Here is a 26,528-nt window from a genome sequence, read left to right as displayed (position 1 = left end):
ATCGCTCCTTAGTACCCTTGTGCGGTGACCTCGAGCCCGCCCGCTTCCCCGCCGCCGCGGCGCGACGACCCCCGCATGCACACCGTCGAGATGGCGGCCCTGCGCGACGTGGTCGTCGCCGACTCCGAGACCCTCGTCTCGGGCCCGGTCCGTCCGGCGCCGGCGAGCTGGCGGATCGCCCTGCTCGTCGCCGCCGGCGGAGCGCTCGGGGCGATGCTCCGCTTCCTGCTGACCGTGCTCGACCCCGCCGTGACCACCCCCACGCTGGTCGAGATGCCGTGGACGACCCTCACCGTCAACGTGCTGGGCTCCCTCGGGCTCGGCGCGCTCAACGGCGTGCTCGAGGTGCGCGAGGGGCGGCCGTGGATGCGCCCGCTGCTGGGCACCGGGCTGTGCGGCGGCTTCACCACCATGTCCACCGTGGTGCTCGAGGGCTCGGCGATGATCGGCGCGGACTTCCCGCTGCTGGCCCTGCTGTACGCCGCGCTGACCCTCGCGCTGTGCCTCGGCGCGGTCGTCCTCGGCCTGCTGCTGGGCAACCGCCTCGGCGCCCGGGGGCTCGAGGCGACGGACGGAGGGGCGGCATGACGGCACTGCAGCTCGTCCTCAGCCTGGCCGTGGTCTGCGTGGGCGGCGGCCTCGGGGCGGTCGCCCGCTGGGGCGTGCAGACCGCCGGCACCCGCATGATCGCCGCCCGCGGCATCGAGAACGGGGAGCGGTTCGTGCCCTGGCTGACCTTCCTGGTCAACGTCGCGGCCTGCTTCCTGCTCGGCATCGTCGTGGCGCGGCTCGGCTCCGCCACCGGTGCGGGCGGCGTGTTCTACGTGCTGCTCGGCGGCGGCTTCTGCGGCGGGCTCTCCACGCTCTCCACCGCCGCGCACGACATCGTCGTGCTCGCCCGCCGCGGCGCCTACTCGATCGCGCTGGCCTACCTGATGCTCAGCGTCGGCACCGGCATGGGCGCCCTCTGGGTGGGACTGGTGATCGCCTCATGACGCTGCGCCGCACCCTCCTCGCCCTCCTGCCCGCCCTCGCGGTGCTGAGCCTGCTCGCCGTGCTCGCGGCCGACGCCGCCGGCGGCGACAACCTCGTGCTGCTGGATGCGGGCCCCGTCGCCCGGATCGGCGCCCCGGTCGCCGCGACCCTCGCCGACCTCGCCGCCGCACTGACCCTCGGCGGCGCCGTGGTGGCGGGCTGGCTCCTGCGCGAGGAGGCCGACCGCACCCGCGCCCTCGGCATCGTCGCGGGCGCCGCCGCGGCCACCACCCTCGCCCGCGGCGCCTCCCTCGCCTTCTCGTACGCGATCGCGACCGGGCAGCCCGTCGGCTCGCCGCGCTTCGGCTCCGACCTCGGGGTGTTCCTCGCGACGGAGCTCGGCGTCTGGCTCCTGTGCGGGCTGCTGGCCGCCGCGGCGACCACCACCGTCGCCGTGCTCGGCACCTCCGCCTCTCTCGCCCGCGCCGTCGCGGTCCTCTCCTCCGTCGTCGCCTTCTCCGCCGCGATGACCGGGCACGCCGCGGGCGACGAGACCCACGAGATCGCCACCTCCACGATGCTCGTGCACCTGCTGGCGGTGGGGATCTGGCTGGGCGGCCTCGCCGTGTTGCAGGTGCTCACCGATCGCAGCCGCGACGACGTGCGCGTGCTGCGCGGCTACTCCCATCTCGCGCTGATCTGCTGGATCGCCCTGGCGCTGAGCGGGGTGCTCGCTCTCGTGGTGCGTATGAACACCCCCGCGGAGCTCCTCACCAGCGCGTACGTGCAGATCGGGCTCGGCAAGGCCGTGGTGCTGCTGCTCCTGGGCCTGCTCGGCGCGCTCCAGCGCCGCCAGCTCGCCACCGGGCTCGGCACGGACGCCGAGGGGCGCCGGGCGCTGGGGACCTACCGGCGCCTCGCCCTGCTCGAGCTGGCGCTGATGGGGCTCGCCGTCGCGCTCGCCGCGGCGATGAGCTCCTCCCCGCCGCCCGCGGAGGAGGGCACCCCGCCGGCGGGCACCGCCGGCACGCTCACCGGCTACCCCCTGCCTCCCGCCCCGGACCTCGTCACCGTGCTCGGGCAGTGGCGCCCGGACCCCTTCGGGGCGGCGCTCGCCTGCGTCCTGCTGCTGCTGTGGTGGAGGCCGAGCGCCCCGCCGCGTCCGCGTGGACGCAGCCTGCAGCTCCTGCTCGGGGCCGCCGCGCTCGTGCTGCTGACCTCGGGCCCTCTGAACGTGTACGGCAAGGTGCTCGTCTCCGCCCACGTCCTCCAGCACGTGCTGCTGCTCGTGCCCGCCGGGGTGCTGCTGGGCTGCGCGATGACGATCCCGCCGCGTCTGCGCACCCTGCTGGAGGGGCGCTGGCCGCTCGCGGCGCTGCTCGCCGCGGCCGGGCCGCTGCTGCTCGCCGCCTGCTACATCAGCCCGCCGCTGCTCCGCGCCGCCCTGGACAGCCACGCCGCCCATCTCGCGCTGCAGCTGCTGGCTCTCGCCGCCGGTGCGCTGATCGCGCTCGCCGTGAGGCTCGCGCCCGCGCCGCGTCGGGCCTGGGTCGCGGCGGTCCCGCTGCTGCTGGGCGCTGCCGGGGGGATCGCGCTGCGCAGCACGGAGAGGCTGCTGGCGGCGAGCTGGTTCGGCGCGACCGGCCGCACCTGGCGGGCCGACGCGCTCGCCGATCAGCAGTCCGCGGGCACGCTCGTGCTCGTCGTCGTGGTGCTCATCGCGCTCGTGGCCGGCGGGGCGGCGCTGCGGAACCGCGGGCGCCGCGGCTGACCGCACGACGAAGGGGCCCGCGCAGCGGCGCGGGCCCCTTCGTCGGAGCGTGCGGCGGGGCGTCGGCCCCGGGGACCGCTCAGCCGAAGAGGCTGCGCACCGAACGGAGCCGCGCGAGCTGGGTCTCGCGGTCCACGGCGGGGACCAGGCCCTCCAGGGCGCCGGCGCTTGAGGGGACCTCGCGCGGGGTGACGCGGCGGGTGCCGACGGCGGTCTCGAGCCGGCCGCGCAGACCGCCGGAGGCGGGTGCGGGACGGGCCGGGATCGCGGCCTCCGCGCCGCCGCGCACGCGACGGAACTGCTCGAGCGCGGGGGAGGTGCCGCCGTCACGGGTCGCGGCGAGCATGTAGGCGGCGATGTCGGCCTGCTCGACGAGGAGCGGCAGCACGCCGCCGGAGACCCGCTGCTGACCCAGGATCACGAGGTCGTCGCGGCCGCGGGCGAAGGCGCCGAGGAAGAGGTCGCTCTCGCCGCTCGCGGTGCGGGGCACGAGGTCCTCGGGGAGGTGGTCGGCCGCCGTCTCGTAGCCGGTGGCCAGCACGATCAGGTCCGCGCGGTAGATGTCGGTGCCGAAGGCGTCGCGGCCGCGGGCGTGCGTGACCACGCCCTCGGCGTCCACGCCCTGGACCTCGCCGGCGGGGGTGATGCGCCCCTCGCGGACCCGCTGCAGCAGGTCGTCGGAGACGATCACGCGGTCCTCGAGCAGGGGCTGCGCCGGGCGGGGCAGACCGGCCTCGACCGGGTCGCCGACGGTGCGTCGCACCACGGTCTCCGCGATCCTCGCGTTCAGCCCGCCGAGCATCGCGGGCTCGCGCGCGGAGGCGACGTCGCCGGGGATCCCGGCGATGCGGCGCGGCACCACCCAGTGGCCGGTGCGCATCGACCAGCGCACCTCGAGCGCGCGACGGGCGGCGTCGACCGCGATGTCCGCGGCGGACTGGCCCGAGCCGACGACCAGCACCCGCCTGCCCTCGAGACCGTCGGCGCCGGTCCACTCCGAGGAGTGCACGACCTGCACGGTGCCCGGGACGTCGGCGGCCCAGTCAGGGCGGTGGGGGCGCTCCGAGATGCCGTGCGCGGAGATCACCGCGCGGTAGATCCCGATCTCGCCGGTGGAGAGCTCCACCTCCCACACGCCCTCCCCGAAGGGGCGTGCGGCGCGCACGGCGGTGCGCGGGCGGAAGTGGTCGGTGATCCCGTGGCGGGAGGCGTAGGCGCGCAGGTACTTCGCCATATGGGCGGGGGTGAGGAACTCGGGGAAGGAGACCGGCTGCAGGAGGTCCTCGTACTGGGTCTGCTCGCGCGAGGAGATCATCTCCATCGTCGGCCAGATCGGGGAGTCCTCCCGCTCGGGGTCCCAGATGCCGCCGACGTGGTCGGCGCGGTCCACGATGTCGAAGGGCACCTCGAGCGCCTTCAGCGACGCCGCGGCGGCGAGGCCGGCGGGGCCGGCGCCGATGATCAGGACCTTCTCACGGGTGGGGATCTGGTCGTGGAGCTCGGGCATCGAAAGGAGCCTTCTTCCGGGTGGACGGCCTGCTGACGCCCGCCATCCTAGTCTCCGCGCGGGGGCGGTTCAGGCGACCGCGGTGATCACCGCGGAGACGCCGAGCGTCGTGATGATCGTCGTCATGACATAGGCGAGGACCACCTGGTGGCGCACCAGGCGACGTGCGGTGGCCGTGAGCGGGCTGAGGTCCGCGGCGCCCGCGGAGGCCTGGATCTGCACCGCGCCGTGGAGATCAGCCGGCGATCCGGCCCACGAGCTCGCGTGCGAGCAGCAGCGCACCCGGCAGCCCGTCGGGCGCGGGGCTCACGGAGCGGCGACGGTCCTGCAGCGAGGCCGTCACCTCGTCATGGATCGGGCCCGGACCGGTGAGCACCGAGCCTGCGAGCACGACGGGCAGCACCGCCTCCGGGTCCAGCGCCTGAACCGTGTCCAGCACGTGCTCGATCACGGCGGAGAGGATGCCGCGGGCGACCGGATCGTCCCGCACCCGGGCGGGCAGCGGCGCGAAGCGTCCCAGCGCCGCCGGCGCCCCGGCGGGCAGGTGCTCGTCGAGCGCGCGGATCAGGTCCTGGCGCGGGTCGCCGGTGGGCGAGGGCGGGCGGAGCCCCTCGCGCAGGTCCAGGCCCAGCGCGGCGCCGACCTCCTCGGTCAGCAGGGTGCGGGGGCCGCGTCCGTCGAGGTCCGCGGCGACCGCCTCGAGGGTGCGCCGCCCCAGCCACACCGCGGAGCCGACATCGCCCAGCAGCCAGCCCATCCCGTCGCGGCGGGCGATCGCCTCGCGGTCGCGGAAGCGGACCGCGACCGCGCCGGTCCCGGCGAGCACCAGCAGGCCGTCGTCGCCCACCCCTCCGGAGAGGAAGGCGGTGTGCAGGTCGTCGGTGACCAGGAGGCGCTCGGCGGGGATCCCGAGCGGGCCGAGGCGCTCGCCGACCGCGGCGCGGACCTCCGCCGCACGCGCCGGCCCCGCCCCGGAGATCCCGAGCGCGACCGCCGCGACCTCGGCCGGGTCGTCGGCGAGCGGGCCGGCCGGACCGTCGGAGGTGTCGTCGTCGGCGCCCGCGTCGGCGGTGCGCAGCGCGTGCCGCGTCTGCTCGAGCACCTCGGCGATCGTGGCCGCGAGCGTGTCGAAGGCCGCCGGTCCCGAGGAGCGGAGGTTCGCTCCCGGCCCCTCGGCCTGCGCGAGGAGCCCGCCGTCCACCGACGCGGCGACCAGCCGCGAACGCGTCCCCCCGACATCCCCGGCGAGCACCAGGTGCTGGCGCATACGGCTCCCTCCTCCAGCGTTCCCCGTCGAGCGTCCCCACATCGTAGGGCCCGCCCCGCCTGTCCTACGCTGTCCCGTGCGACGCCCACCGATCATTGGAGACCACGTGAGCAACCCCCGCAGGGACCCGAGCAGCCTCGACGTCGACCTGGTGGGGCTCGCCTCGCCCACCGAGGAGCGCAATCCCGCCAGCGCCGAGCTGGACACCCTCGACGCCCGCGGGATGGTCGACGTGATCCTCGGCGAGGACGCGACCGTCGCCGCGGCGGTCCAGGCGCGGTCCGCCGAGATCGCCGCGCTGGTGGAGACGTGCGTGGCGGCGATCGCGGACGGCGGCACCGTCCACTACCTCGGGGCCGGGACCTCGGGCCGGCTCGCGGTGCTCGACGCGGTCGAGCTCGCCCCGACCTTCGACGCCGACGAGTCGATGGTCACCGCCCATCTCGCGGGCGGGCCCGGCGCCTTCCTCACCGCGGTCGAGGGCGCCGAGGACTCCGCCGCGCAGGGCGCGCAGCTGGTGCGCGAGCAGTGCCGCGAGGGCGATGTGGTGATCGGCCTCGCCGCGAGCGGCCGCACCCCCTTCGTGGCCGGTGCGCTCGAGGCCGCCCGCGCCGCGGGGATGCCCACCGCGCTGATCTCCGCGAACCCCGCCGCGCCGCTCGCTCCGCTCGCGGACCACCAGATCCTCCTCGACGTCGGCCCCGAGGTGGTCACCGGCTCCACCCGCATGAAGGCCGGGACCGCGCAGAAGCTCACCCTCAACGCCCTCTCCACCGCGACGATGGTCCGGCTCGGGACCACCTTCGGCAACCTGATGATCCAGGTGCGCCCCACCAACGAGAAGCTCGTCGCCCGCACCGTGCGGATGCTCGTCCAGGCCAGCGGCGCCGATCCCGAGGACGCGGCACGGGTGCTCGAGGCCGCGGGCGGCAGCGTGCGCGTCGCGCTGGTCGCGCTGCTGTCCGGGACCGATGCGCGGGCGTCGGCCGCCGCGCTCGAGGACTTCCCCCGGGACCCCCGCCGGATCGGCGACCCCGCCGGGATCCGCTCCGCGGTCGCGGCGCTCGGCGGGTAATTCGCTCGACGCCGCCGGGGCGCGGCCCCTACGGTGGCGACCATGCGTCTGTGATCAGCCCCGCGCCCGCCGTCCCTCCGCGCCGAGGAGCTGATCCATGCCCTCCATACCCCGTGTCGCGACCCGGCTCGAGACCGCGCTCGCGGACTGGGGCGGGACCGTGCTGATCGCCTACCACGACCGCTGGCTGCGCCGCCGCTGGGACGGGGAGCCGCTCGAGCTCGGCGACACAGACGTTCACAGTCCTCGCCCCGCCGGCGCGCGGCGGACAGGCTGAGCGCAACCCCCGACGCCCAGGAGGAGCGCAGCCATGACGCACCAGCCCCAGAAGTTCGAGACCCTCGCCGTCCACGCCGGACAGACCCCCGACACGGACGCGGGCTCGCGCGCCCTGCCCATCCACCAGACGACCAGCTTCGTCTTCCCCTCGGCGCAGTCCGCCGCGGACCGCTTCGCGCTCGCCGAGGCCGCCCCGATCTACACCCGCATCACCAACCCCACCCAGGCCGCGGTCGAGGACCGCATCGCCGCGCTCGAGGGCGGCGCGGCCGGGCTCCTGCTCGCCTCCGGGCAGAGCGCCATCACGCTGTCGATCCTGAACCTCGCCGGGGCCGGCGACTCGATCGCCGTCTCCCCGAGCCTGTACGGCGGCTCCTTCAACCTCTTCAAGCACACCCTCACCCGCCTCGGCATCACCCCGCAGTGGATCGAGGACCCGACCGATCCCGCCTCCTGGCGCGCCGCCGCGGACGAAACCACCCGCGCCTTCTTCGTGGAGTCGATCCCGAACCCCCAGCAGGACATCCCCGACCTGCGCGCCCTCGCCGACGTCGCCCACGAGGTCGGCGTCCCGCTGATCGTCGACAACACCGTCGCGACCCCGTACCTGCTGCGCCCCCTCGAGCACGGCGCGGACGTGGTCGTCCACTCGGCGACCAAGTTCCTCGGCGGGCACGGCACCTCGATCGCCGGCGCGATCGTGGACGGCGGCAGCTTCGACTTCACCGCCCACGCCGAGAAGTACCCCCAGTTCACCGAGCCCGACGAGTCCTACAACGGCCTCGTCTTCGCCGGCGTGCCCGGCCCCTTCGCGACCCGCGCCCGCACCAACCTGCTGCGCGACCTGGGCCCGGCCGTCTCCCCCTTCAACGCCTTCCTCATCGGGCAGGGCCTCGAGACGCTGCCGCTGCGGATGGAGCGCCACCTGGAGAACACCCGCCGCGTCGCCGACTTCCTCGAGGCCGACGAGCGGGTGGGCACGGTCACCTGGGCCTCCCTGCCCTCCTCCCCGCACCACGAGCGGGCACAGCGCTATCTCCCGCAGGGCTCCGGCAGCGTGCTCGGCTTCGAGCTGCCCGGCGGCCTCGAGGCCGGGCGCCGCTTCGTCGACGCCCTCACCCTCCACTCGCACGTGGCGAACATCGGCGACGTGCGCAGCCTCGTCATCCACCCCGCCTCGACCACCCACTCGCAGCTGACCGAGGAGGAGCTGCGCGCCGCCGGCGTCGCCCCCGGCTTCGTGCGCCTCTCCGTGGGCATCGAGCACATCGACGACATCCTCGCCGACCTCGAGCAGGGGCTCACGGCGGTGTCGGCCTGAGCGGCCGCTCCGCGGGCAGGAGCCCGCTGGACGCCGGGGCCGCGGTGATCGTTAGGCTGGGGCCATGACCGATGCGAGCGACCCCGGCGCCCTCCTGGCACCCTCCCCGCTGGAGACGTGGCCGCCCGCGTGGTCCCCGGCCGCCGTGGTGATGGACTGCGACGGACTGCTGGTGGACACCGAGGGGCGCTGGCTCGCGCTGCAGGAGGACTATCTCGCCGACCACGGCGCCTCCCTCGCCCCGGAGGTGCGCCGCGCCCTGACCGGCCGGCCGATCGAGGTCGTGGTCACCACGATCGCCGAGGCCATCGGCAAGGACCCGCACCGCGCCGGGGCGGAGCTGATGGCCGCCCACCAGGAGCGCCTGGAGGAGCCGCTCGTGCCGCTGCCCGGGGTGGTCAGGACCGTCCGGGCGGTCGCCGCCGTGCGCCCCGTCGCCGTCGCCTCGAACTCCCCGCGGGACCTGCTCGAGCGGACCCTCGACGCGCTCGGCCTCACGGGCGCCTTCGACGCCCGGGTCTCCCTCGACGACGTCGCCGCCGGGAAGCCCGCCCCCGACCTCTACCTCGCCGCCGCCGCGACGCTCGGCGCCGACCCCGCCGACTGCCTGGCGCTGGAGGACTCGGAGACCGGCGCCCGGGCCGCCCTCGCCGCGGGGATGCAGCTCATCGCGGTGCCGTCGATCCCCGGCCAGGACCCCGTGGCGCCGCGCCGTCTCGACTCCCTCGAGGACCCCGTCCTCGCCGACTGGATCTCGAGCTGGGAGGCCCGCCGGTGAGCACCGCGCCCGACCGCTTCGCCCGCGCCTTCGGCGACTGGACCCCGCGCGCCGTCGTCTTCGACTGCGACGGCCTGCTGCTGGACACCGAGTCGGTGTGGCAGCGCGCCCAGGACACGGTCGTCGCCGCGCGCGGCGCGGTCCTGGACCCCGAGGACGACGCCGTGCTGCACGGCTCGACGATCGAGGTCGCCGCCGAGCTGATCGCCCGCCGCTCCGGCCACACCGAGGCCGAGGTCCTCGCCGACCTGCACCGCGAGTTCGACCACGAGCTCTCCGGCGCGGTGCGCCCCCTGCCCGGCGCGGACGAGGTGCTGCGGGCGGCGGCGGCCCGGGTGCCGCTGGGCTGCGCCTCGAACTCCTGGCTCGAGGCGCTGGACCACAAGCTCGTCGCCGGCGGCCTGCGGGAGCACTTCACCGTCCTGGAGGCCTCGGACACCGTCGAGAACCCCAAGCCGGCCCCCGACATGTACGCCGCGGCGGCCCGCGCCCTGGGCCAGCGGCCCGAGGACTGTCTGGCCCTGGAGGACTCCGGGACCGGTGCCCGCGCCGCCCGCGACGCGGGGCTGCGCCTCATCGCGGTCCCCGCCCCCGGGCACCCCGTCCCGCCCGCGGACCTCGCCCTCACCTCCCTCACCGATCCCGAGCTCGCGGCCTGGATCGCGACCTGGTGACCCGGGAGGCGATCTGGCGCGGATGTCCGCGCATGTCACTCGAGGTGGCCCCCGGGCGCCGATCCGGTGTTCACTGGACCCCATGACCACTTCGTCGGACCCCTCCGCGCCCCTGACCTCCCGCGCCCACGGCTCGCCGCTGCGCGGCCGCGGCTGGCTGAACACCGGCGGCGCCGAGCTGGACCTCGAGACGCTGCGCGGGAAGATCGTGCTGCTGGACTTCTGGACGTTCTGCTGCGTGAACTGCCTGCATGTCCTGGACGAGCTGCGCCCCCTCGAGGAGAAGTGGGCCGATGAGCTCGTCGTCATCGGCGTGCACTCCCCGAAGTTCGAGTTCGAGAAGGACCCCGAGGCGCTGCGGGCCAACATCGAGCGCTACGAGGTCTCCCACCCGGTGATCGACGATCCGGAGCTGGAGACCTGGAGCGCCTACGGTGCCCGCGCCTGGCCCACCCTGATGGTCCTGGACACCCACGGCCGCATCGCCGGCAACCTCTCCGGGGAGGGCCATGCCGCGAACCTCGACCGCCTGGTCGCCGAGCTCGTCGCCGAGGGCGAGGCCGACGGCTCGCTGCGCCGCGGCCCCGCGCCGACGGTCCTCGCCGAGCGGACCGAGCAGACCCTCCGCTTCCCCTCGAAGCTCGCCGTCCTGCCCGACGGCCGGCTGGTGGTCTCCGACGCGGGCCAGCACCGCCTGGTCGTCTTCCAGGCCGACGGCGCGACGGTCGACGCGATCATCGGCACCGGGGAGCGCGGCCATGCCGACGGCGACGAGGACACCGCCCAGTTCGCCGAGCCCAACGGCGTCCTCGCCCTGCCCGCCGAGGTCGCCCAGGAGGTGGGCTACGACCTCCTGGTCGCCGATACCGCCGGGCACCGCCTGCGCGGCGTGAAGATCGGGCAGGACCGCCTGCTGCGCTCCCGCACCACGACCGAGGTCACCACCCTCGCCGGCACCGGCGAGCAGTGGATGCAGGGCGAGCCGCTGCCGCGCGGCGAGGGCGATGCCCGCTCCTACAGCCTCTCCACCCCCTGGGACCTCACCTGGAGCCACTCCCTGAACCGGGCCGTGATCGCCATGGCCGGGATCCACCAGCTGTGGACCTACGACCCCGTCACCGGCGCCCTGCTGGTCCTCGCGGGCACCACCCAGGAGGGCCTCGTCGACGGCCCCGCCGTCACCTCCTGGTGGGCGCAGCCCTCGGGCCTCGACGAGATGCCCGACGGCCGGATCGTGATCGCGGACTCCGAGTCCTCCGCGGTGCGGCTCCTGGACCCGCAGACCATGCAGGTCAGCACCCTGGTGGGCAAGGGCCTGTTCGACTTCGGCCATGTGGACGGACCGCTCGACCGGGCCCGTCTCCAGCACCCGCTCGGCGTGACCGCCCTGCCCGACGGGCGCATCGCGATCGCCGACACCTACAACGGCGCGATCCGCCTCCTGGACGAGGAGACCGGCGAGGTCGTCACCGTCGCGACCGACCTCAAGGAGCCCTCCGACGCGATCGTCGGCCCGCCCGTGGACGGGATCGGCCAGCTGATCGTCGTCGAGTCCGGCGCGCACCGCATCACCTGGGTGCCTGTCGCGAAGGCCGCTGAGCGCGTGATCGACGAGGGCGCCCAGCGCTCCGAGCGGCCCGCGACCGAGGTGGGTCCCGGCCCGCTCACCGTGCGCGTGCTGTTCACGCCGCCGCCCGGGCACAAGCTCGACGACTCCCTCGGACCGTCCACGCAGGTCACGATCGCGACCACCCCCACCTCGATGCTGAAGGCCGGGGGAGGGGTGGACACCGCGCTCGAGCGCACCGTCACCCTCGACCCCGCGTACACCGAGGGCGTCCTCCACGTCAGCGCCCGCGCCGCCTCCTGCGACGCGGACCCGGCCGTGGAGTTCCCCGCCTGCCACATGCACCAGCAGGACTGGGGGGTCCCGATCCGCGTCGTCGAGGGCGGCCTGGATCATCTGGACCTCTCCCTGCTCGCCTGACCTCTGACGCCGACGGAAGCTGAAGCCGACCCGTGGATCTGATCACGCAATTCCCCCTCGGCGACGATCTCGCCGTCACCCTGCTCGTCCTCGGCCTTCTGGCCGTGGCCGCGCTCGTCGCCGGGGCGGTCGTGCCCACCCGGCTGCGGCGCGACGAGGACAGCGCCGAGGTGGACCCGACGCTCGGACGGCGGCTCGGCGCGCCGCTGCTGTCCTCCGCCTCGATCCTGCTGTGGGTGGGGCTGCCGCTCGCCGTGGTGGTGTACCTGGCCCCCGGCGGGACCGACGACCGCATCCTGCGCTCGGCGATGCTGCTGGTCGGGCTCGCGCTCGGCCCGCTCGCGGCCTGGCGGGGCCTGGCGATCCAGCTCGCGGCGCTCGGCGTCGATCCCGAGCGGCGCGGGGCGATGCTCCCGCGTCTGGGGGCGCTCACGGTCGCCGGCGCGCTCGCGCTCGCCGCGCTGCCCGTGGTGATCGCGGTGTGGTTCCTGCAGACCACGGCCGGGCCGGCGCTCATCGCCCTCGCCGCGGGCGCCGCGATCTCCGCCCTCGTGGTGCGGGCCAGCGCGGCCCCGGTCGAGGCGGGCGCGGCCGCGGCCGCGGTGCTGGTCGGCACCGACGAGCACGAGCTCGACGTCGACGACGAGGACAACCTCGGCGGCCCCCACCTGCGCAGCGCCCGCATGGTGCGCCGCGGCGGGGCCCTCGGCGCCGACCTCGTCGCCGTCGCGACCGCCGGCGCCGCCCTCGGCGTGCTGCTCGGCGTGCCCGTCCTCGCGGCCGAGGGCTTCGTCGTCACGCTGCTGGCGCTGGGCACCGCGCTGCTCGCCGCGGGCGTCTCCGCCGTCGTCCCCCATGCGGGCCGCGAGGGCCACGAGCGCGGTGCGCTGCAGCTGGGCGGGCTGATCCCCTCCGTGCTCGGCGCCGCCGGCGCGGTCGCCGCTGCGGCGCTGTGGATCCCCTCGCAGTACAAGGACCTCCGCTTCGAGGACGTAGGGCTCGAGAACTTCACCGATCCCGCGATCACCGGCGGCACCGACACGCCGCGCGAGCAGCTCGAGCCGCAGATCGAGGAGCTCGGCGGCGACCTGAGCCAGTTCATCTCCCAGACGGACGACTCGCAGTACGCCTCCGCCTTCCTCGACATGCTCGCCCTCTATGGCATCACCCCGAACGTCGTGGTCGCCGTGGCGCTGGGCCTCGGTGCCCTCGCCGCGCTCGCGACGGTGCTGCTGCTGGGCGGCACCGGCCATCGCCTGGGCGGCTCCGTGCTGCGCGCCGCCCGCACCTCCCGCACCGGCGGGGCGCTCGGCCTCACCGCGGGCCTGGGCTCCTCGGCGCTGACCGCCGCCGGGGCGCTCGCCCTCGTGGTCCTCATCGCCGCCGTGCTCTCCGTGCTCGCCGCCGGTGTGCCCTCCCTCGCCCTGGCCCTCGCGGTCCACGCCGGCCTCGGCGCGCTGATCGTGGTCGCCGGCCATGCGGGGCCGCTGCTGGCCTCCACGCTGCTGGACCGCGCCGGGGCGGAGAGCGGCTCGCGCCGCGCCGCGGGCGGCATCGCGACCGGTCCGCTCGGCGCGCTGCTGCTCGCCGCGGTGCTGATCGGCCTCGGCGCACTCGGCCCCGTCGTCTCCGCGCTGCAGCTCGCCCCGCGCGCCGCGACCGTGTGGGAGGACCGGGCCCTGCACCTGGCGACCCCCGCCTCGCTCACCCTGCTCGGCGGCGTCGCCCTCGGCGTCGTGACCGTCCTGCTGATGACCTCCTCGCTCCTGGACGGCGCCCGCCGGCTCGGCGCGAACGCGGTCGTGGAGACCCGCGCGGCGATGCTCGAGGGCCGTGACGGCGCGGAACTGCCCGAGCTGCCCGAGATGGTGCGCCGGGCCGCGCTGACCCCCGTGGTCGTCGCGGTGCTCGCCCCTGTGGTGGCCGGCTTCGGGCTCGGCCCGGCCGCGCTGCCGGGCCTCGTCGTCGGCGTGGTGCTGACCGCGGCGGGCCTGGGGCTGTGGACCCTCGGCTCCGCCTCGACCCTTGCCGGCGCCTCCGCGGTGATCGGCTCCGGCCGCTACGGCGGCCCCGGCTCCTGGGGGCACTCCGGCGCGCTCGGCGGGGCGGTGCTCACCGGCATCCTGCGCTCCGTGATCGGCTCGGTGGCGCTGCCGCTGGCGCTGACCGCCTCGCTGCTCTCCGCGCTCGCGGTGAGCGCCGTGGTGGGGATGAGCACCGACGGCACCAGTGCCTATCTCCGCTGGGGCATCGCCGTGGTCGCGATCATCATCGCGCTGACCTGCTGGGTCATCACCGCCACCGCGCCCGAGGTGGACCTCGAGGACGAGCACGAGGAGCTGTCCCGCCCGCTCTTCTCCCGCACCGCGGAGGAGACCCCGGAGGACTCCCTGGACGCGATGGACTGGGAGGTCGACGAGGAGGACCGTCACGAGGCCACCGTCACCGCCCGGCCCACCCGCAGGAAGCGCAAGGGCAGGGGCTGAGGCGTCGGCGCGCTCAGACGGTCGCGCCGAGCCCCTGCAGCACGAAGCGCTCGAGCGCCTCGCGCGGGTAGCGCTTCGCGGAGGAGCCGACGAGCAGGCCGTTGATGATCCGGACGGTGCCGGTCACGTCGAGGTCGGCGGAGAAGTCGCCCGCCGCGATCCCGGCCTCCACGATCGTGCTGAGCACCTCCTCGATCAGCACCACGTGCTCGCGCATCCGCGCGGCCGCGTCGGGGGTGAGGGCGGCCCGGCCCGCGGCCTGCGGGACGTGGAAGGAGACGGTGAGCTCCAGCTGGGTGCGCACGTAGGCGATGACCGCCTCGCGCGGGGTCGCCGAGTCGCTGACCCCGGCCCGCAGCTGGGTGATGTAGTCCGTCGTCTCGTGGATCGCGTACTCGATCAGGAGCGTCTCGCGGTCGGGGAAGTGGTTGTACATCGCGGTGCGGCCCACGCCGGCCGCGGCCGCGATGCGGGAGAAGGTGATGGTCTCGAACTCCTGGGTCTCCAGCAGCTCGGCCAGGGCGGCGAAGATCTTCTCCCGCGTGCGTTCGCGGTGCTCCTCGAGCGACCCTCCGATGATCTTGGGCATGCCGCATTCTTACACTCACCGGGACGTTCGACAGAACCCGCAAGCCGCAGACCCCTGCGCGGCGGGGATCGGAACGCGTCACGCCGCGGCGGGGGGGGCGAGGCGGGAGGAGGGCGCGGGCCCACTCGGACGTGATCCTGGACCTGACCCCGGACATGACGGAGCCGCGACCTCCGGGGACGGAGATCGCGGCTCTGGTCGCGAGAGCGGGTGACGGGAATCGAACCCGCGCTGTCAGCTTGGGAAGCTGAAGTTCTACCATTGAACTACACCCGCGACACGGTGCCCGGTCGGTGCAGGAGGCCTGCTGTCCGAGCGAACGGGAGACAGCATACCCCCTCTCCGGAGTGGTCCGCGAACCGGGACGATTCGGGACGAGCTCACGCACTGCGCCGGTGGGGGGTGTCCCTATGTTCCGAGTCAAGCTGCGAGAGCGGTCGGCTCGGGGGCAGGGGTGATGGGCGGTTGGTAGTAGGTGCCGTCGCGGAGCATCGCGAAGATGACGTTGCAGCGGCGGCGTGCCAGACAGATCACGGCAGCGTTGTGACGCTTGCCCTCGGCACGTTTGCGATCGTAGTAGGCCTTGGAGATCGGGTCGCAGCGGGTGGCGACCCAGGCGGAGTAGAACAGCGCGTTCTTCAGGCGTTTGTTCCCGGAGCGGGCGGGGAACTCTCCGCGGATCGAGGTGCCGGATCGTCGTGTGACCGGTGCGATCCCGGCATAGGCCGCGAGATGGCCCGCGCTCTCGAACGCGGTGCCGTCACCGATGTTCAGGAGGATCTGGGCGGCGGTCTTGATGCCGATCCCCGGCATGCTCATCAAGACCGAGGCGAGAGGGAAGTCCTCCAACATGCCCTCGACCTCCCTCGCCACGGTCGCTCGTTGGTCCTTCAGTTCTTTGACCTGGCCAGCGACTCTCGGGATCACCAGCTCCACTGCCGCGGTCGCCGGCACGACCACGGTCTGCTCCGCGAGCGCGGTGAAGATCTGATCGATCAGCACTTCGGGGTCACGACGCGAGTGGGCCCGGGCGAACCTCAGAACCCTGCCTCGACCAGCAGTGTTGAGCCCGGTGGGGCCGCCGAACTTCTCCAGCAGGTCCAGCACGAGCCCGGTCGAGAGGGTCCCGCCGGCGAAGACTCGCTCGAGCGCGGGGTGGATCTGCGTGAGCAGCGACCGGATCCGGTTCAGTGCCCGGGTCGTCTCGTGGGCGAGGTCCTCGTCGAAGCCGGCAAGGACCTTCAGTGCGGAGAGGACCTCGCTGTCACGATCGACGCTGCGCAGGGTATGGGGCATGGTCCTGGCGGTGTCAGCGATGATGAACGCGTCGCGCGCATCGGTCTTCGACCTGCCCGGATAGAGGTCCGCGGCCTTCCGCATCGCCAGGCCTGGCAGGTAGGCGACGGAGCAGCCGGAGTCTCTGGCGACCGCGATCGGCAACGCTCCGATGGTGTTGGGCTGGTCGACCACCATCAGCACTTCGCCGTGGTTCTGCAGCTGGGTGAACAGCTCGCGGAGCCTGGTCTCGTCCTGCGGGAGGGGCTTGTCGAACAGCTTGTTCCCGTCCGGATCGAGCGCGCACGCGTGGTGGGCAGTCTTCCCGACGTCCAGTCCGATGACGACCGCGAATCTGGTTTCCATGATGCTGTCCTTCCCTGAAGCATCATCGCTGGTCGCAGTCTTGACACCCGATGCCGGCACCCACGTTACAAAGAGACCTCAGCAGTGCTGGGCCGTGTCCCTATCAGCGGTCAACGCGTGTCTCTCGACCGGGCGGCAACACCCCCCGGACCATTGATGGCAGGGCAACAAAGCCATACCCGGCCGAGCGACCAGAACCCCGTCCATCGGGGTGCTCACAAGGTAACGGGCTAGTCTGGTCGCCGTGCTGCTGAGCGATCGAGACATCCGGGCCGAGATCGAGGCCGGACGGGTGCGGCTGTCCCCCTTCGACGAGGCGATGATCCAGCCCGCCTCCGTGGACGTGCGGATCGACCGCTTCTTCCGCCTCTTCGACAACCACAAGCACGCCCTGATCGATCCCTCGATCGAGCAGGCGGACCTCACGCGCGAGGTCGCCGTCGATCCCGACGAGGCGTACATGCTGCACCCGGGGGAGTTCGTGCTCGCCTCGACCTACGAGCAGATCACTCTTCCAGGCGACGTCGCCGCCCGGCTGGAGGGCAAGAGCTCGCTGGGCCGGCTGGGGCTGCTGACCCATTCGACCGCCGGGTTCATCGACCCCGGCTTCGACGGGCACATCACCCTGGAGCTGTCGAACATGGCGACCCTCCCGGTGGCGCTGTGGCCCGGCATGAAGATCGGCCAGCTGTGCTTCTTCCGCCTCTCCAGCCCGTCGCAGAACCCCTACGGCAGCGCCGGGAACCTCAACCGCTATCTCGGCCAGCGCGGGCCCACGCCCTCCCGCTCGGCGCAGAACTTCCATCGCACCCGGATCCCCCTCCAGGAGGAGCAGCAGTGACCGAGCCGGTCCGCACCAGCCATCGTCTGCAGCTGCCGCGGGACACCGACCCCGCCGAGGTGCTCACGATGATCCTCAACGTCCGCCCCACCGCCCGGGAGGACGAGGACGGGGCGATCGCGATCGGGGACGACGTCCGTCTGGTCCCCGACCGGACGCCGCGCGGCGCGGGCCGCTGGACCCTGGAGACCCCGCGGGTGCGCGAGGACCCCGTGCCCGAGGGCATGGTCGACTCCCACGGCTACGGCCGCGCCTTCCCCGAGGGGCTGCCCTTCGGCGTGGAGCGGGAGAGCCTCGACCTGGCCTGGGCGCTCGCACGGCGTCTGTACGGCGCTGTCGTCACCGACGGCCACGTCCGCCTCGAGCCGCATCCGTACCACGTGCGGGACCTGACGGTCACGAGCCCTCACGCCCTCGCGCCGGAGTCCCTCGCCCAGCTGCTCGCGCCGCTCGAGCCGGAGGCGGAGCTGGACCGCGCCCCCGAGGAGGCCTCCCGCACCGGCTACGGGCTCACCGCGCCGCTGCCCGGCGGCGACGTGATCGAGGTGCGGGTGGGACGCAGTGCCCGCCCCGTCGCCCTCAGCGCCCTCGAATGGCTGGGCGATGCCGTGGACTACCAGCTGGTCCACGTCACCGCGAACCCGGAGGAGGACGCGATCGAGACGCCGGACGCCCCGACCGCGGAGCGCTGGCAGGAGGCGTACCGGCGCATCGGGGTGATCGCCGGGCTGATCGCCGAGAGCGTCGGCGGCTACGTCCTGGACCTCGACGGCCTCCTGGTGGACCCCGCCGACCTCGCCTGATCCCGCTCCGGCGGCTGAACCCGGTCGGGGGTGTGATCCAGGTCAGGCTGTCGAGGCTCCCGAGCGCGCGGCCGCGGCGGCGCGGCCCGCCGCTCCCAGCCGGATCGGCAGGAACGCCACCAGGCCCAGCGCCATCACGATCACGATCCCGAGGATCCCGGTGCGGGTCTCGCCGGAGAGCGCGACGGTCGCGGCGAAGGCCGCGGTGCCGAGGAACCCGAGCGCCCGGCCCGTCGTCGCGTAGAGGCCGAAGTTCTCCGTCTCCCGGCCCGGGAGCGACAGCCGGGTGAGCAGGTTCCGCGAGGCGGACTGCACGGGGCCGACGAACAGGCAGATCGCCAGGCCCGCGACCCAGAACACGATCGTCGGCTCGAAGGCGAGCACCACCAGGCCCAGCACGATGATGCCGGTGCAGCCGGCGATGATCACGGGGCGGGGGCCGACGCGGTCGTCGACCCTCCCGCCGAGGAACACCCCGACGCCGGCGAGGAGGTTCGCGGCGATGCCGAAGACGATGATCTCCACCGCCCCGAAGCCGTAGGCGTTCGCGGCGAGGACGCCCGCGATCGAGAACACGGCGCCGAGCCCGTCGCGGTAGATCGCGGAGGCGACCAGGTACTGGAGCATCACCGGCTCCTCCTTCACCGCCCGGAGCACGCGGCGGATGATCGAGGCGTAGCCCTGCCAGGGGTTCCAGCGCTCGCCGGGCGCGGTGGCCGCGTGGCGCGGGGCGCGCAGCATCAGCGGGAGCGTCCCGACCAGGATCCACAGCGCCACGAACAGGGGGATCGCCCGGTAGTTCCAGCCGTCCTCGCCGGTGATGCCGAGCATCCCCGTCCCGGGCATCACGAAGAGCACCAGCACCAGGCCGAGGCACACGATCGAGCCCCAGTAGCCGACCGCCCAGGCGGTCCCCGAGACCCGTCCCCGGTTCGCGGGGGTGGAGATCTCCGGCAGCACCGAGTTCACGAACACGCCCGCGAGCTCGCTGAACACGACCGCGAGCGCGATCAGCACCGCCCCGAGGGTGAGGTAGTCGGAGTCGAGCTTCACCAGCGGCATCAGCGCGACGGTCGCCACGGTGGCGAGCGTCGTGATCCGCAGCAGGGCGTTGCGGGCGCCGCCGGAGTCGGCGAGGTTGCCCAGCAGCGGGGCGAGCAGCGCGACGGCGACCGCGCCGATCGACTGCCAGGTGGTCAGCACCTGGGAGCCATGGGCCTGCGCGGCGGTGATCGCCTCCTCGCCGACCGCGCCCTCGGAAGCGACGCCGCTGGCCACGTAGGTGGCGAAGACGAAGGTGAGGATGACGGAGCTGAAGGCGGACATGCCGCCGTCCCACAGTACGAAGGGGACGACCGGGGGACGGAGCCGTCGGGGCGAGATCATGACCACACTCTACGGAGCGCCGAGCCCCGCGCTGCGGGCCCCGCCTGCTGTGAGATCAGCGGAGCCCCAGGAACGAGACGGCCCCTTCGCGTAGGATGGCACCTGGCCCTTTCCCCGCGCCGGACGGAGATTCCGTGTTCACGATGCTGCTCGCCCACATGGTGGCGGCGCTCGTGGCTCCTCTTCTCGTCCGCTGGATCGGGCGCAGCGCGTTCTACCCCCTGGCCGTGGTGCCCGCCGCCTCCGCCGTGTGGCTGGCGACCTTCGATCCGCGCACCCTCGGGGACGCGCCGGTCGAGGTGTCCGTCCCCTGGATCCCCGCCTTCGGGATCGACCTCGCCTTCCGCCTGGACACCCTCAGCTGGGTGCTCGGCCTGATCGCCACCGGCATCGGGGCGATGGTGCTGCTGTACTGCGCGCGCTACTTCAAGGACTCCGAGCCTGGGCTGGGCCGCTTCGCCGGCGTGCTCACCGCCTTCGCCGGCGCGATGGTGGGTCTGGTCCTGGCCGACGACGTCATGGTGGTCTACACCTTCTGGGAGCTCACCACCGTCTTCTCCTATCTGCTGGTGGGCCACTACCAGGACAAGCAGGCCTCCCGCCGTGCGGCGCTGAACGCCCTGATCTCCACCACCGCCGGCGGCCTGGCGATGCTGGTGGGCATGCTGATGGTCGCCGCCGAGGCGGGGACCCTGCGCCTGTCCGAGATCGTCGCGGATCCGATGTGGGCCGATGCCGGCCCCTTCCTGATCACCGCCATGGTGCTCATGCTCGCGGGCGCGACCAGCAAGTCCGCGCTCGTGCCGACCCACTTCTGGCTCCCCGGCGCGATGGCCGCCCCGACCCCGGTCTCCGCCTACCTGCACGCCGCGGCGATGGTGAAGGCGGGCATCTACCTGATCCTCCGCATGGCGCCGGCGCTGACCCACCTCGAGGTGATCACGGTCGTTCTGTCGGTGCTCGGCGCGGCGACGATGCTGCTGGGCGGCTGGCGCGCGCTGCGGCAGACGGACATCAAGCTGCTGCTCGCCTACGGCACCGTCTCCCAGCTCGGCTTCCTCGCCGCGGTCTCGGGTCTGGCTACGCACGACGCGGTGCTCGCGGGGCTCGCGATGCTGATCGCCCATGCGCTGTTCAAGGCGCCGCTGTTCATGGTCGTGGGCATCATCGACAAGCGGTTCGGCACCCGCGACCTGCGCATCCTCTCCGGCGTGGGCCGGGTCGCGCCCGTCCTCGCGGTGATCGGCACGCTCTCGGCCGCCTCGATGGCCGCGGTCCCGCCGCTGTACGGCTTCGTCGCCAAGGAGTCGATCTATTCGGCGCTCTGGTACGCGGGCGGCTGGCAGCGCCTGCTCCTGATCGCGCTGGTCGCCGGATCCGTCCTCACCGTCGCCTATTCCTGGCGCTTCGTGCGCGGTGCCTTCGGCCCGGCGCCCGGCGCCCCCCGCGTCGCCGCCGTGCGCATCACCCCGCTGTATTTGCTCGCGCCCGCGCTGATCACCGCGGCGTCCCTCGCCCTGATCGTGCTGACCTCGCCGCTGGAGGAGGTGCTTCGCACCTACGCCTCGGTGCTCCCGGAGACGGGGGAGGGGATCCACCTCGTGGTCGTCCCGCACCTGGGAGTTCCGCTGCTCGCCTCGGTGATCACCCTCGGCCTCGGCATCGTCCTGTGCTTGATCCCGCGGCCCGTGGCGCTGCTCCAGAAGGCGGTCTCCCCGCTGGCCTGGGCACCCGAGCCGGCGCTCGACGTGCTCGACGCCGAGCGAGGCTTCCGCCGGATCCTGCGCACGGTCGACAAGCTCTCGATCATCATCACGCCCCTGTTCCAGCGGGGCTCGCTGCCCTACACCCTGGGCACGATGCTCGTGGTGCTGCTGGCGCTGGTGGCCCCGGTCGCGCTGACCCAGTCGCCGCTGCCGGACAACCTGGTGCTCTTCCAGCACCCGGTCGAGCTGATCGTCCTGCCCGTCGCGGCGCTCGCGGCGATCGGCGCCGCGCGCTCCCGGCGCCGTCTGCGGGCGGTCTTCCTGATCACCGTCACCGGCTACAGCGTGGCCGTGCTCTTCCTGATCGCGGGCGCGCCCGACGTCGCCACCACCCAGGTGCTGGTCGAGACCGCGATGACCGTCGTGCTCGTGCTCGTGCTGCGCCGCCTGCCGCTGCACTTCTCGCGCCGGCCGCTGCGCATCGGCGCCTGGGGCCGATGGGCGATCGCGATCTCGACCGCGCTCGTGCTGTGCGGCGGCGCCCTGTACGCCGCCGACGCCCGCTACCGGGAGGCCCTCGGCCCGGGCCTGATCGAGCCGGCCTACGAGATCGGCGGCGGCCACAACGTCGTCAACGTGACCCTGGTCGACGCCCGCGTGTGGGACACGATGGGCGAGATCTCCGTGCTGCTCGTGGTCGCCACCGGCGTCGCCTCGCTGATCTTCGTGACCCGGCGCGAGCGGCCCATCGCCCGCGTGCGCGACCTCGACGCCTCGCGCACCTCGATCTGGCGCCGTCGCGCGGACCCGGCCCTGCCGCAGAACGCGCTCGACTTCGATGCGCGCCCCGATGACGTCGCGGGCGGCAACCGCTGGCGCACCTGGCTCTCGGCCGGGCTGACCCTCGCGCCCGAGCGGCGGATGGTGATCCTTGAGGTCATCACCCGCATCGCCTTCCCGATGATGATGATGTTCTCCGTGTACCTGCTGATGGCCGGGCACAACCTGCCCGGCGGCGGCTTCGCGGGCGGCCTCGTCGCGGGCCTGGCCCTCGCGCTGCGCTATCTCGCCGGGGGCCGCTACGAGCTCACCGAGGCCGCCCCGGTCCAGGCCGGCTTCGTCCTCGGCGCCGGCATGGCGCTCGCGGTCATCTCCGGGGTGCTGCCCGTCCTCTTCGGCGCCAACGTCTTCTCCCAGGCGACGCCCGTGGTGCACGTGCCGCTGCTGGGCGAGCTGCACTTCCCGACGGCGCTGCTGTTCGACCTCGGCGTGTACCTCGTGGTGGTCGGCGTGATGCTCGACTTCCTGCGCTCCCTCGGCGCCCAGATCGACCAGCAGCAGGAGGCCGATGCCGATGCCCGTTAGCCTCGCCCTCCTCCTGACCGCCGGGGTGCTGATCGCCTGCGGCATCTATCTCGTGCTCGAGCGCACCCTGACCCGCATCATGCTCGGCTTCGTCCTCGCCGGGAACGGCGTGAACCTCCTGTTCATCGTCGCCGCCGGACCGATCGGGACCCCGCCCTTCGAGGGCAGCGGCGACCCCGAGCAGATGACCGACCCGCTGCCCTTCGCGATGGTGCTCACCGCGATCGTGATCTCGCTGGGCATCACCGCCTTCGGCATGGCGCTCGCGTACCGGGCCTGGCAGCTGTTCGGCCACGACGAGGTCCCCGACGACGTCGAGGACCGGCGCGTGCTGCGCCGTCGCCGGCGTCGCAGCGAGGACGCCGAGCGCCTGCCCTGGTCGCAGGCTCTCAGCGAGGAGGCGCGGCGCGGCGCGCTCGCCCAGTCCCAGGGGCTGGACGACGAGGACGACGACCCGCTGGGCTCGGACCTCACCAGCGCCGAGGACGTCCCCCAGGACGCGACGGAAGCCGACGAGGGCGACGCCGACTCGCTGCGCGAGAGCGCGCGCCGCCGCCGCGAGCACCGCCGCGGGGAGGCCGTGGCGCTGCGCCACGAGATCCGCGACCGCACGAGCGACGAGGAGGACATCTGAGCATGGAGCTGCTCCTCGCCCTGCCCGTGATGCTGCCGCTCGTCGGCGCCGCGATCACGCTGCTGCTGCGCCACCACACCCGGCTGCAGCTCGGCCTCGCGGTGGTCACGCTGCTGGCGATCTTCGCGATCGCGCTGGTGCTGGCCTGGCACGTCACCCAGGAGGGCGTGCTGGTCCTGCAGATCGGCAACTGGACCCCGCAGCTGGGGATCGTGCTGGTCGCGGACCGCCTGACAGCGCTGATGCTGACCGTCTCGAGCTTCGTCACCCTCGCGGTTCTCGTCTACTCGAGCGCGCAGAGCGTGAGCGAGAACGTCGAGCGGACGCCGGTGGCGATCTACCACCCCACCTACCTCACCCTCGTCGCGGGCGTGTCCATGGCGTTCCTCGCCGGGGACCTGTTCAACCTCTACGTCGGCTTCGAGGTGCTGCTGGCCTCGAGCTACGTGCTGCTCACCCTCGGCGGCTCCGCGAGCCGCGTCCGCGCGGCGACCACCTACGTGATCGTCTCCGTGCTCAGCTCGGTGATCTTCCTGTCCGCGATCGCGGCGATCTACGCCGCCGCCGGCACCGTCAACATGGCCGAGCTCGCGGTGCGGCTGGACGGGCTCGAGCCCGGCACCCGCATGATCCTGGAGCTGATGCTGCTGGTCGCCTTCGCGATCAAGGCCGCGATCTTCCCGCTGAGCGCCTGGCTGCCCGACTCGTACCCGACCGCGCCCGCACCGGTCACCGCGGTCTTCGCGGGACTGCTCACGAAGGTCGGCATCTACGCGATCCTGCGCCTGGAGACGCTGCTGTTCCCCTTCTCGCAGATCTCGAACCTGCTGCTGGCCGCGGCCGGGCTGAGCCTGTTCATCGGGATCCTGGGCGCCGTCGCGCAGACCGACCTCAAGCGCGTGCTGTCCTTCACGCTGGTCTCCCACATGGGCTACATGCTGTTCGGCATCGGCATGGTCACCCAGCTCGGCATGGCGGCGACGATCTACTACGTCGCCCACCACATCACCGTGCAGTCCACGCTGTTCCTCGCCGCCGGGCTGATCGAGCACCGCGGAGGGACCACCAACCTCATCCGGCTCGGCGGACTCCAGAAGCTCGCCCCGCTCATCGCGGTGCTCTTCTTCATCCCCGCGATGAACCTCGCCGGCATCCCGCCGTTCTCCGGCTTCATCGGCAAGGTCGGCCTGATCGAGGCCGGCATCGCCTATGACAACACCGCCGGGTGGATCCTCATCGCCGTCAGCGTCATCACCAGCCTGCTGACCCTGTACGCGATCGCGAAGATCTGGAACCGCGCCTTCTGGCAGGAGCCGAGCGAGGAGATCATCGCCCGGGACGTGCCGATGCCGAAGGTGATGACCGGCGCGACCACCGCCATGATCGCCTTCTCCCTGGCGCTGACCGTCTTCGCGGGCCCGCTGATGAACTACGCCGACGAGGCCGCGCACTCGGTCCTGCAGCGCACCCCCTACGTGGGTGCGGTGCTCGGTGACGAGGCGGCCGGGGACCTGCGATACCGGATCGACGACCAGGGCCACCGGATCGAGGACGGCGTGGCCGTGGAGGTGGACGGATGATCTCGCGACGGATCCGCGACCTGCGCCGCTCCTGGCTGTGGGTGCTCACGGCCGTGGCCCTGTGGTGCCTGCTGTGGGGCGGGGTCGACCTGAAGAACGTGCTCGGCGGCGCCCTGGTGGCCGTGCTCGTCTTCGTGCTCTTCCCGATGCCTCCCACCGGTCATGAGCTGACCCTGCGCCCTGTGCGCTTCACCCTCTTCGTGCTGCGCTTCCTGACCGACTGCGCGATCTCGGCGGTGCAGGTGGGCTGGTTCGCGGTGCGTCCCGGCCCGCAGCCCCCGAGCTCCGTGATCGCGGTGCAGATGGCCTCCCGCTCGGACTTCTTCCTGACCTTCACGGGCGTGCTGTGCACTCTGATCCCGGGCTCGGTCGTCGTCGAGGCGCAGCGCGCCACCGGCACCCTGTTCCTGCACACCTTCAACGCGGGCACCCCGGAGGCCGTGGAGAAGGCCCGCGAGAGCGTGCGGGCGCAGGAGGAGCGCCTGCTGTGGGCCGTCGGCCGCCGCGAGATCCTCGAGGAGGCGGGTCTGCGATGAGCGCCTTCGACGTCGTCCTGGTGATCTACGCCGTGATCCTCGCCCTCGCCGGCCTCGCGATCGTGTACCGCATGATCGTGGGCCCCACCATCCTGGACCGTGCGATCTCCAGCGACTCCCTGGTCACCCTCGTGGTGATGGGCCTGGCGCTGCACGTCGCGCATGCCGGCGCGGCCTGGGCGGGGCCCGCGATGCTGAGCCTGACCGGGCTCGCCTTCGTCGGCACCGTGACCTTCGCGCGCTTCGTCGCGCGGGAGGACCCGATGCAGGGGCGGCGCCGCCCCCATCCCGAGGAGCCCGATGCGGACACCGGCCCGCACGAGGCGATCCACCTCGCGACCGATTCCGCCTCCGAGGACGGCTTCGGCGGCGAGGACGGGTTCGGTCGAGAGGCCGCCACCGCCTCCGAGGACGGCGCCCGCGTGCCCGAGGACGAGCACGCCCGCGTGCTCGGGGCGGCGGACCCGGCGGAGGAGGCCGACGACGGCTCCGAGGAGGGCTTCGGCCTCGACGGCACGACGGACGGCTCCGCCGCGGGCGACCGGGGCTTCGAGGGCGACGACCGGCTCGCGGACGGTCCGACGGGAGGTGCACGATGAGCGCGGTCGAGATCATCGCGTCGGTGCTGATCGGCGCCGGGCTCCTGCTGGGCGTCCTCTCCGCGATCGGGCTGAACCGCTTCGACGGGGTGCTGATGCGCACCCACGCCGCCTCCAAGCCGCAGGTGCTCGGCCTGATCCTGGTCTTCGCCGGGGCGGCGCTGGCCGCGAGGTCGTGGAGCATCGCGTCGTTCCTGCTGGTCGTGCTGCTCGCGCAGATGCTCACCGTCCCCGTCGCGAGCGCGATGGTGGGGCGCGCCGCCTTCCGCCGCGGCTTCGTGCGCGGCGGCGACTACGCGATCGACGAGCTCAGCGAGCGGCTCGCCACCCCGTCCGACGACGATGACGACGAGGACGGCTTCGTCGACGAGCCGGACGACGACCACGAGGACCTGCACGGGGGCGGCCATGAGCTGTTCCCCGAGAACGTCGTCACGGACACCGTCGCGCCCCTCACCGGACGGAACTGGGAGGAGCCGGAGGGTGGCGCCGCGGACGTCGAGGACGAGGACGGGCTGGACATCGACCTCGAGGACGAGACCGAGCTCGAGGCCGGGGAGGTCGCCGAGCGCGACGAGCGGCGCTGACCGGCGACGCCGACGACGACACAGACAAGCGACACCGACGACGACGCCCGTGCCCGCGATCAGCGGCTCTTCAGAGTTGAGTGTGGGGTGAGGCGTCGAGTCCGCCGGTGATGAGGAGCATTCGGAGGCGATAGTGCTCGA

Annotated in this window: 24 protein-coding genes and 1 tRNA gene; 18 read left to right on the top strand and 7 right to left on the bottom strand. The window is 73.5% G+C overall.

Annotated elements, in window-relative coordinates:
- Nucleotides 1-24: 24 nt before the first annotated feature.
- The 3 genes from L3K22_RS09140 to L3K22_RS09130 are packed head-to-tail and all read left to right on the top strand — an operon-like array spanning nt 25 to nt 2,746.
- Entirely contained in the window at nt 25-588 is a 564-nt protein-coding gene (locus L3K22_RS09140; protein WP_263311103.1) for a FluC/FEX family fluoride channel, read from the top strand.
- Entirely contained in the window at nt 585-995 is a 411-nt protein-coding gene (locus L3K22_RS09135) for a fluoride efflux transporter FluC (RefSeq protein WP_263311102.1), read from the top strand. The genes L3K22_RS09140 and L3K22_RS09135 overlap by 4 nt, the downstream gene beginning before the upstream one ends.
- Nucleotides 992-2,746 carry a cytochrome c oxidase assembly protein gene (locus L3K22_RS09130; RefSeq protein WP_263311101.1) on the top strand — a complete coding sequence of 585 codons (1,755 nt, stop codon included), beginning with the start codon at nt 992-994 and terminating at the stop codon, nt 2,744-2,746. Before L3K22_RS09135 ends, L3K22_RS09130 begins: the two co-directional genes overlap by 4 nt.
- 79 nt (nt 2,747-2,825) lie before the next feature.
- Here the strand turns inward: L3K22_RS09130 and L3K22_RS09125 are convergent, their stop codons facing one another.
- The 3 genes from L3K22_RS09125 to L3K22_RS09115 all read right to left on the bottom strand — a co-directional run bounded on the left by L3K22_RS09125 (nt 2,826) and on the right by L3K22_RS09115 (nt 5,520).
- The gene (locus L3K22_RS09125; protein WP_263311100.1) at nt 2,826-4,253 is read right to left on the bottom strand and encodes a flavin-containing monooxygenase; all 1,428 of its coding nucleotides are present in this window, start codon (nt 4,251-4,253) and stop codon (nt 2,826-2,828) included.
- A 69-nt stretch (nt 4,254-4,322) separates the two neighbouring features.
- Nucleotides 4,323-4,475 carry a hypothetical protein gene (locus tag L3K22_RS09120; RefSeq protein ID WP_263311099.1) on the bottom strand — a complete coding sequence of 51 codons (153 nt, stop codon included), beginning with the start codon at nt 4,473-4,475 and terminating at the stop codon, nt 4,323-4,325.
- Between the two features lie 13 nt (nt 4,476-4,488).
- Nucleotides 4,489-5,520: an N-acetylglucosamine kinase gene (locus tag L3K22_RS09115; RefSeq protein ID WP_263311098.1), complete on the bottom strand. Its 1,032-nt coding sequence runs from the start codon at nt 5,518-5,520 to the stop codon at nt 4,489-4,491.
- A gap of 106 nt (nt 5,521-5,626) precedes the next feature.
- Here L3K22_RS09115 and L3K22_RS09110 point away from each other — a divergent pair, with 106 nt between their 5' ends.
- The 7 genes from L3K22_RS09110 (at nt 5,627) to L3K22_RS09080 (ending at nt 14,120) form a co-directional block, all read left to right on the top strand.
- Nucleotides 5,627-6,595, top strand: coding sequence for an N-acetylmuramic acid 6-phosphate etherase (locus tag L3K22_RS09110; RefSeq protein ID WP_263311097.1), 969 nt, complete (start codon nt 5,627-5,629; stop codon nt 6,593-6,595).
- Nucleotides 6,596-6,692: 97 nt separating this feature from the next.
- Nucleotides 6,693-6,872, top strand: coding sequence for a hypothetical protein (locus tag L3K22_RS09105; RefSeq protein ID WP_263311096.1), 180 nt, complete (start codon nt 6,693-6,695; stop codon nt 6,870-6,872).
- A 33-nt stretch (nt 6,873-6,905) separates the two neighbouring features.
- Nucleotides 6,906-8,195: an O-acetylhomoserine aminocarboxypropyltransferase/cysteine synthase family protein gene (locus tag L3K22_RS09100; RefSeq protein ID WP_263311095.1), complete on the top strand. Its 1,290-nt coding sequence runs from the start codon at nt 6,906-6,908 to the stop codon at nt 8,193-8,195.
- Nucleotides 8,196-8,259: 64 nt separating this feature from the next.
- Complete coding sequence (locus L3K22_RS09095) at nt 8,260-8,973, top strand: HAD family hydrolase (RefSeq protein ID WP_263311094.1); 714 nt, start codon at nt 8,260-8,262, stop codon at nt 8,971-8,973.
- Nucleotides 8,970-9,647: an HAD family hydrolase gene (locus L3K22_RS09090; protein WP_263311093.1), complete on the top strand. Its 678-nt coding sequence runs from the start codon at nt 8,970-8,972 to the stop codon at nt 9,645-9,647. The genes L3K22_RS09095 and L3K22_RS09090 overlap by 4 nt, the downstream gene beginning before the upstream one ends.
- A gap of 82 nt (nt 9,648-9,729) precedes the next feature.
- On the top strand, nt 9,730-11,634 hold the full coding sequence (locus L3K22_RS09085; RefSeq protein ID WP_263311092.1) for an NHL domain-containing thioredoxin family protein: 1,905 nt from the start codon (nt 9,730-9,732) through the stop codon (nt 11,632-11,634).
- Between the two features lie 32 nt (nt 11,635-11,666).
- Nucleotides 11,667-14,120: a pyrophosphatase gene (locus L3K22_RS09080; RefSeq protein WP_263311091.1), complete on the top strand. Its 2,454-nt coding sequence runs from the start codon at nt 11,667-11,669 to the stop codon at nt 14,118-14,120.
- Nucleotides 14,121-14,133: 13 nt separating this feature from the next.
- Here L3K22_RS09080 and L3K22_RS09075 read toward each other — a convergent pair whose 3' ends face one another.
- From L3K22_RS09075 to L3K22_RS09065, 3 genes are all read right to left on the bottom strand, one after another.
- On the bottom strand, nt 14,134-14,709 hold the full coding sequence (locus tag L3K22_RS09075) for a TetR/AcrR family transcriptional regulator (protein ID WP_259814374.1): 576 nt from the start codon (nt 14,707-14,709) through the stop codon (nt 14,134-14,136).
- Nucleotides 14,710-14,914: 205 nt separating this feature from the next.
- Nucleotides 14,915-14,985, bottom strand: a tRNA-Gly gene (locus tag L3K22_RS09070).
- A 144-nt stretch (nt 14,986-15,129) separates the two neighbouring features.
- The gene (locus L3K22_RS09065) at nt 15,130-16,350 is read right to left on the bottom strand and encodes an IS110 family RNA-guided transposase (RefSeq protein ID WP_259883858.1); all 1,221 of its coding nucleotides are present in this window, start codon (nt 16,348-16,350) and stop codon (nt 15,130-15,132) included.
- Nucleotides 16,351-16,594: 244 nt separating this feature from the next.
- On the opposite strand from L3K22_RS09065, the gene dcd reads away from it, so the two are divergent.
- Nucleotides 16,595-17,191: a dCTP deaminase gene (gene dcd / locus L3K22_RS09060; protein ID WP_010550549.1), complete on the top strand. Its 597-nt coding sequence runs from the start codon at nt 16,595-16,597 to the stop codon at nt 17,189-17,191.
- Nucleotides 17,188-17,994, top strand: coding sequence for a hypothetical protein (locus L3K22_RS09055; protein WP_263311090.1), 807 nt, complete (start codon nt 17,188-17,190; stop codon nt 17,992-17,994). Before dcd ends, L3K22_RS09055 begins: the two co-directional genes overlap by 4 nt.
- A gap of 42 nt (nt 17,995-18,036) precedes the next feature.
- Here the strand turns inward: L3K22_RS09055 and L3K22_RS09050 are convergent, their stop codons facing one another.
- Nucleotides 18,037-19,380 (bottom strand): MFS transporter, encoded by a 1,344-nt coding sequence (locus L3K22_RS09050; protein WP_263311089.1) that lies wholly within the window; start codon nt 19,378-19,380, stop codon nt 18,037-18,039.
- 143 nt (nt 19,381-19,523) lie between these two features.
- Between L3K22_RS09050 and L3K22_RS09045 the strand changes: the two genes are divergently transcribed.
- From L3K22_RS09045 to L3K22_RS09020, 6 genes are read left to right on the top strand one after another with little or no spacing between them, the layout of a single operon-like run.
- Nucleotides 19,524-22,451, top strand: coding sequence for a Na+/H+ antiporter subunit A (locus L3K22_RS09045; RefSeq protein WP_263311155.1), 2,928 nt, complete (start codon nt 19,524-19,526; stop codon nt 22,449-22,451).
- Complete coding sequence (locus tag L3K22_RS09040) at nt 22,435-23,085, top strand: Na(+)/H(+) antiporter subunit C (RefSeq protein ID WP_263311088.1); 651 nt, start codon at nt 22,435-22,437, stop codon at nt 23,083-23,085. The genes L3K22_RS09045 and L3K22_RS09040 overlap by 17 nt, the downstream gene beginning before the upstream one ends.
- Nucleotides 23,086-23,087: 2 nt before the next feature.
- Nucleotides 23,088-24,665 (top strand): Na+/H+ antiporter subunit D, encoded by a 1,578-nt coding sequence (locus L3K22_RS09035; protein ID WP_263311087.1) that lies wholly within the window; start codon nt 23,088-23,090, stop codon nt 24,663-24,665.
- The gene (locus tag L3K22_RS09030; RefSeq protein ID WP_263311086.1) at nt 24,662-25,201 is read left to right on the top strand and encodes a Na+/H+ antiporter subunit E; all 540 of its coding nucleotides are present in this window, start codon (nt 24,662-24,664) and stop codon (nt 25,199-25,201) included. The genes L3K22_RS09035 and L3K22_RS09030 overlap by 4 nt, the downstream gene beginning before the upstream one ends.
- Nucleotides 25,198-25,800: an MrpF/PhaF family protein gene (locus L3K22_RS09025; RefSeq protein WP_263311085.1), complete on the top strand. Its 603-nt coding sequence runs from the start codon at nt 25,198-25,200 to the stop codon at nt 25,798-25,800. The genes L3K22_RS09030 and L3K22_RS09025 overlap by 4 nt, the downstream gene beginning before the upstream one ends.
- Nucleotides 25,797-26,387, top strand: coding sequence for a cation:proton antiporter (locus L3K22_RS09020; protein WP_263311084.1), 591 nt, complete (start codon nt 25,797-25,799; stop codon nt 26,385-26,387). Before L3K22_RS09025 ends, L3K22_RS09020 begins: the two co-directional genes overlap by 4 nt.
- The last annotated feature ends 141 nt before the right edge of the window (nt 26,388-26,528 follow it).

The organism is Brachybacterium atlanticum (genome assembly GCF_025669985.1).
Lineage (GTDB): Bacteria > Actinomycetota > Actinomycetes > Actinomycetales > Dermabacteraceae > Brachybacterium > Brachybacterium conglomeratum.
This window is presented reverse-complemented; position numbering and strand designations above follow the sequence as displayed.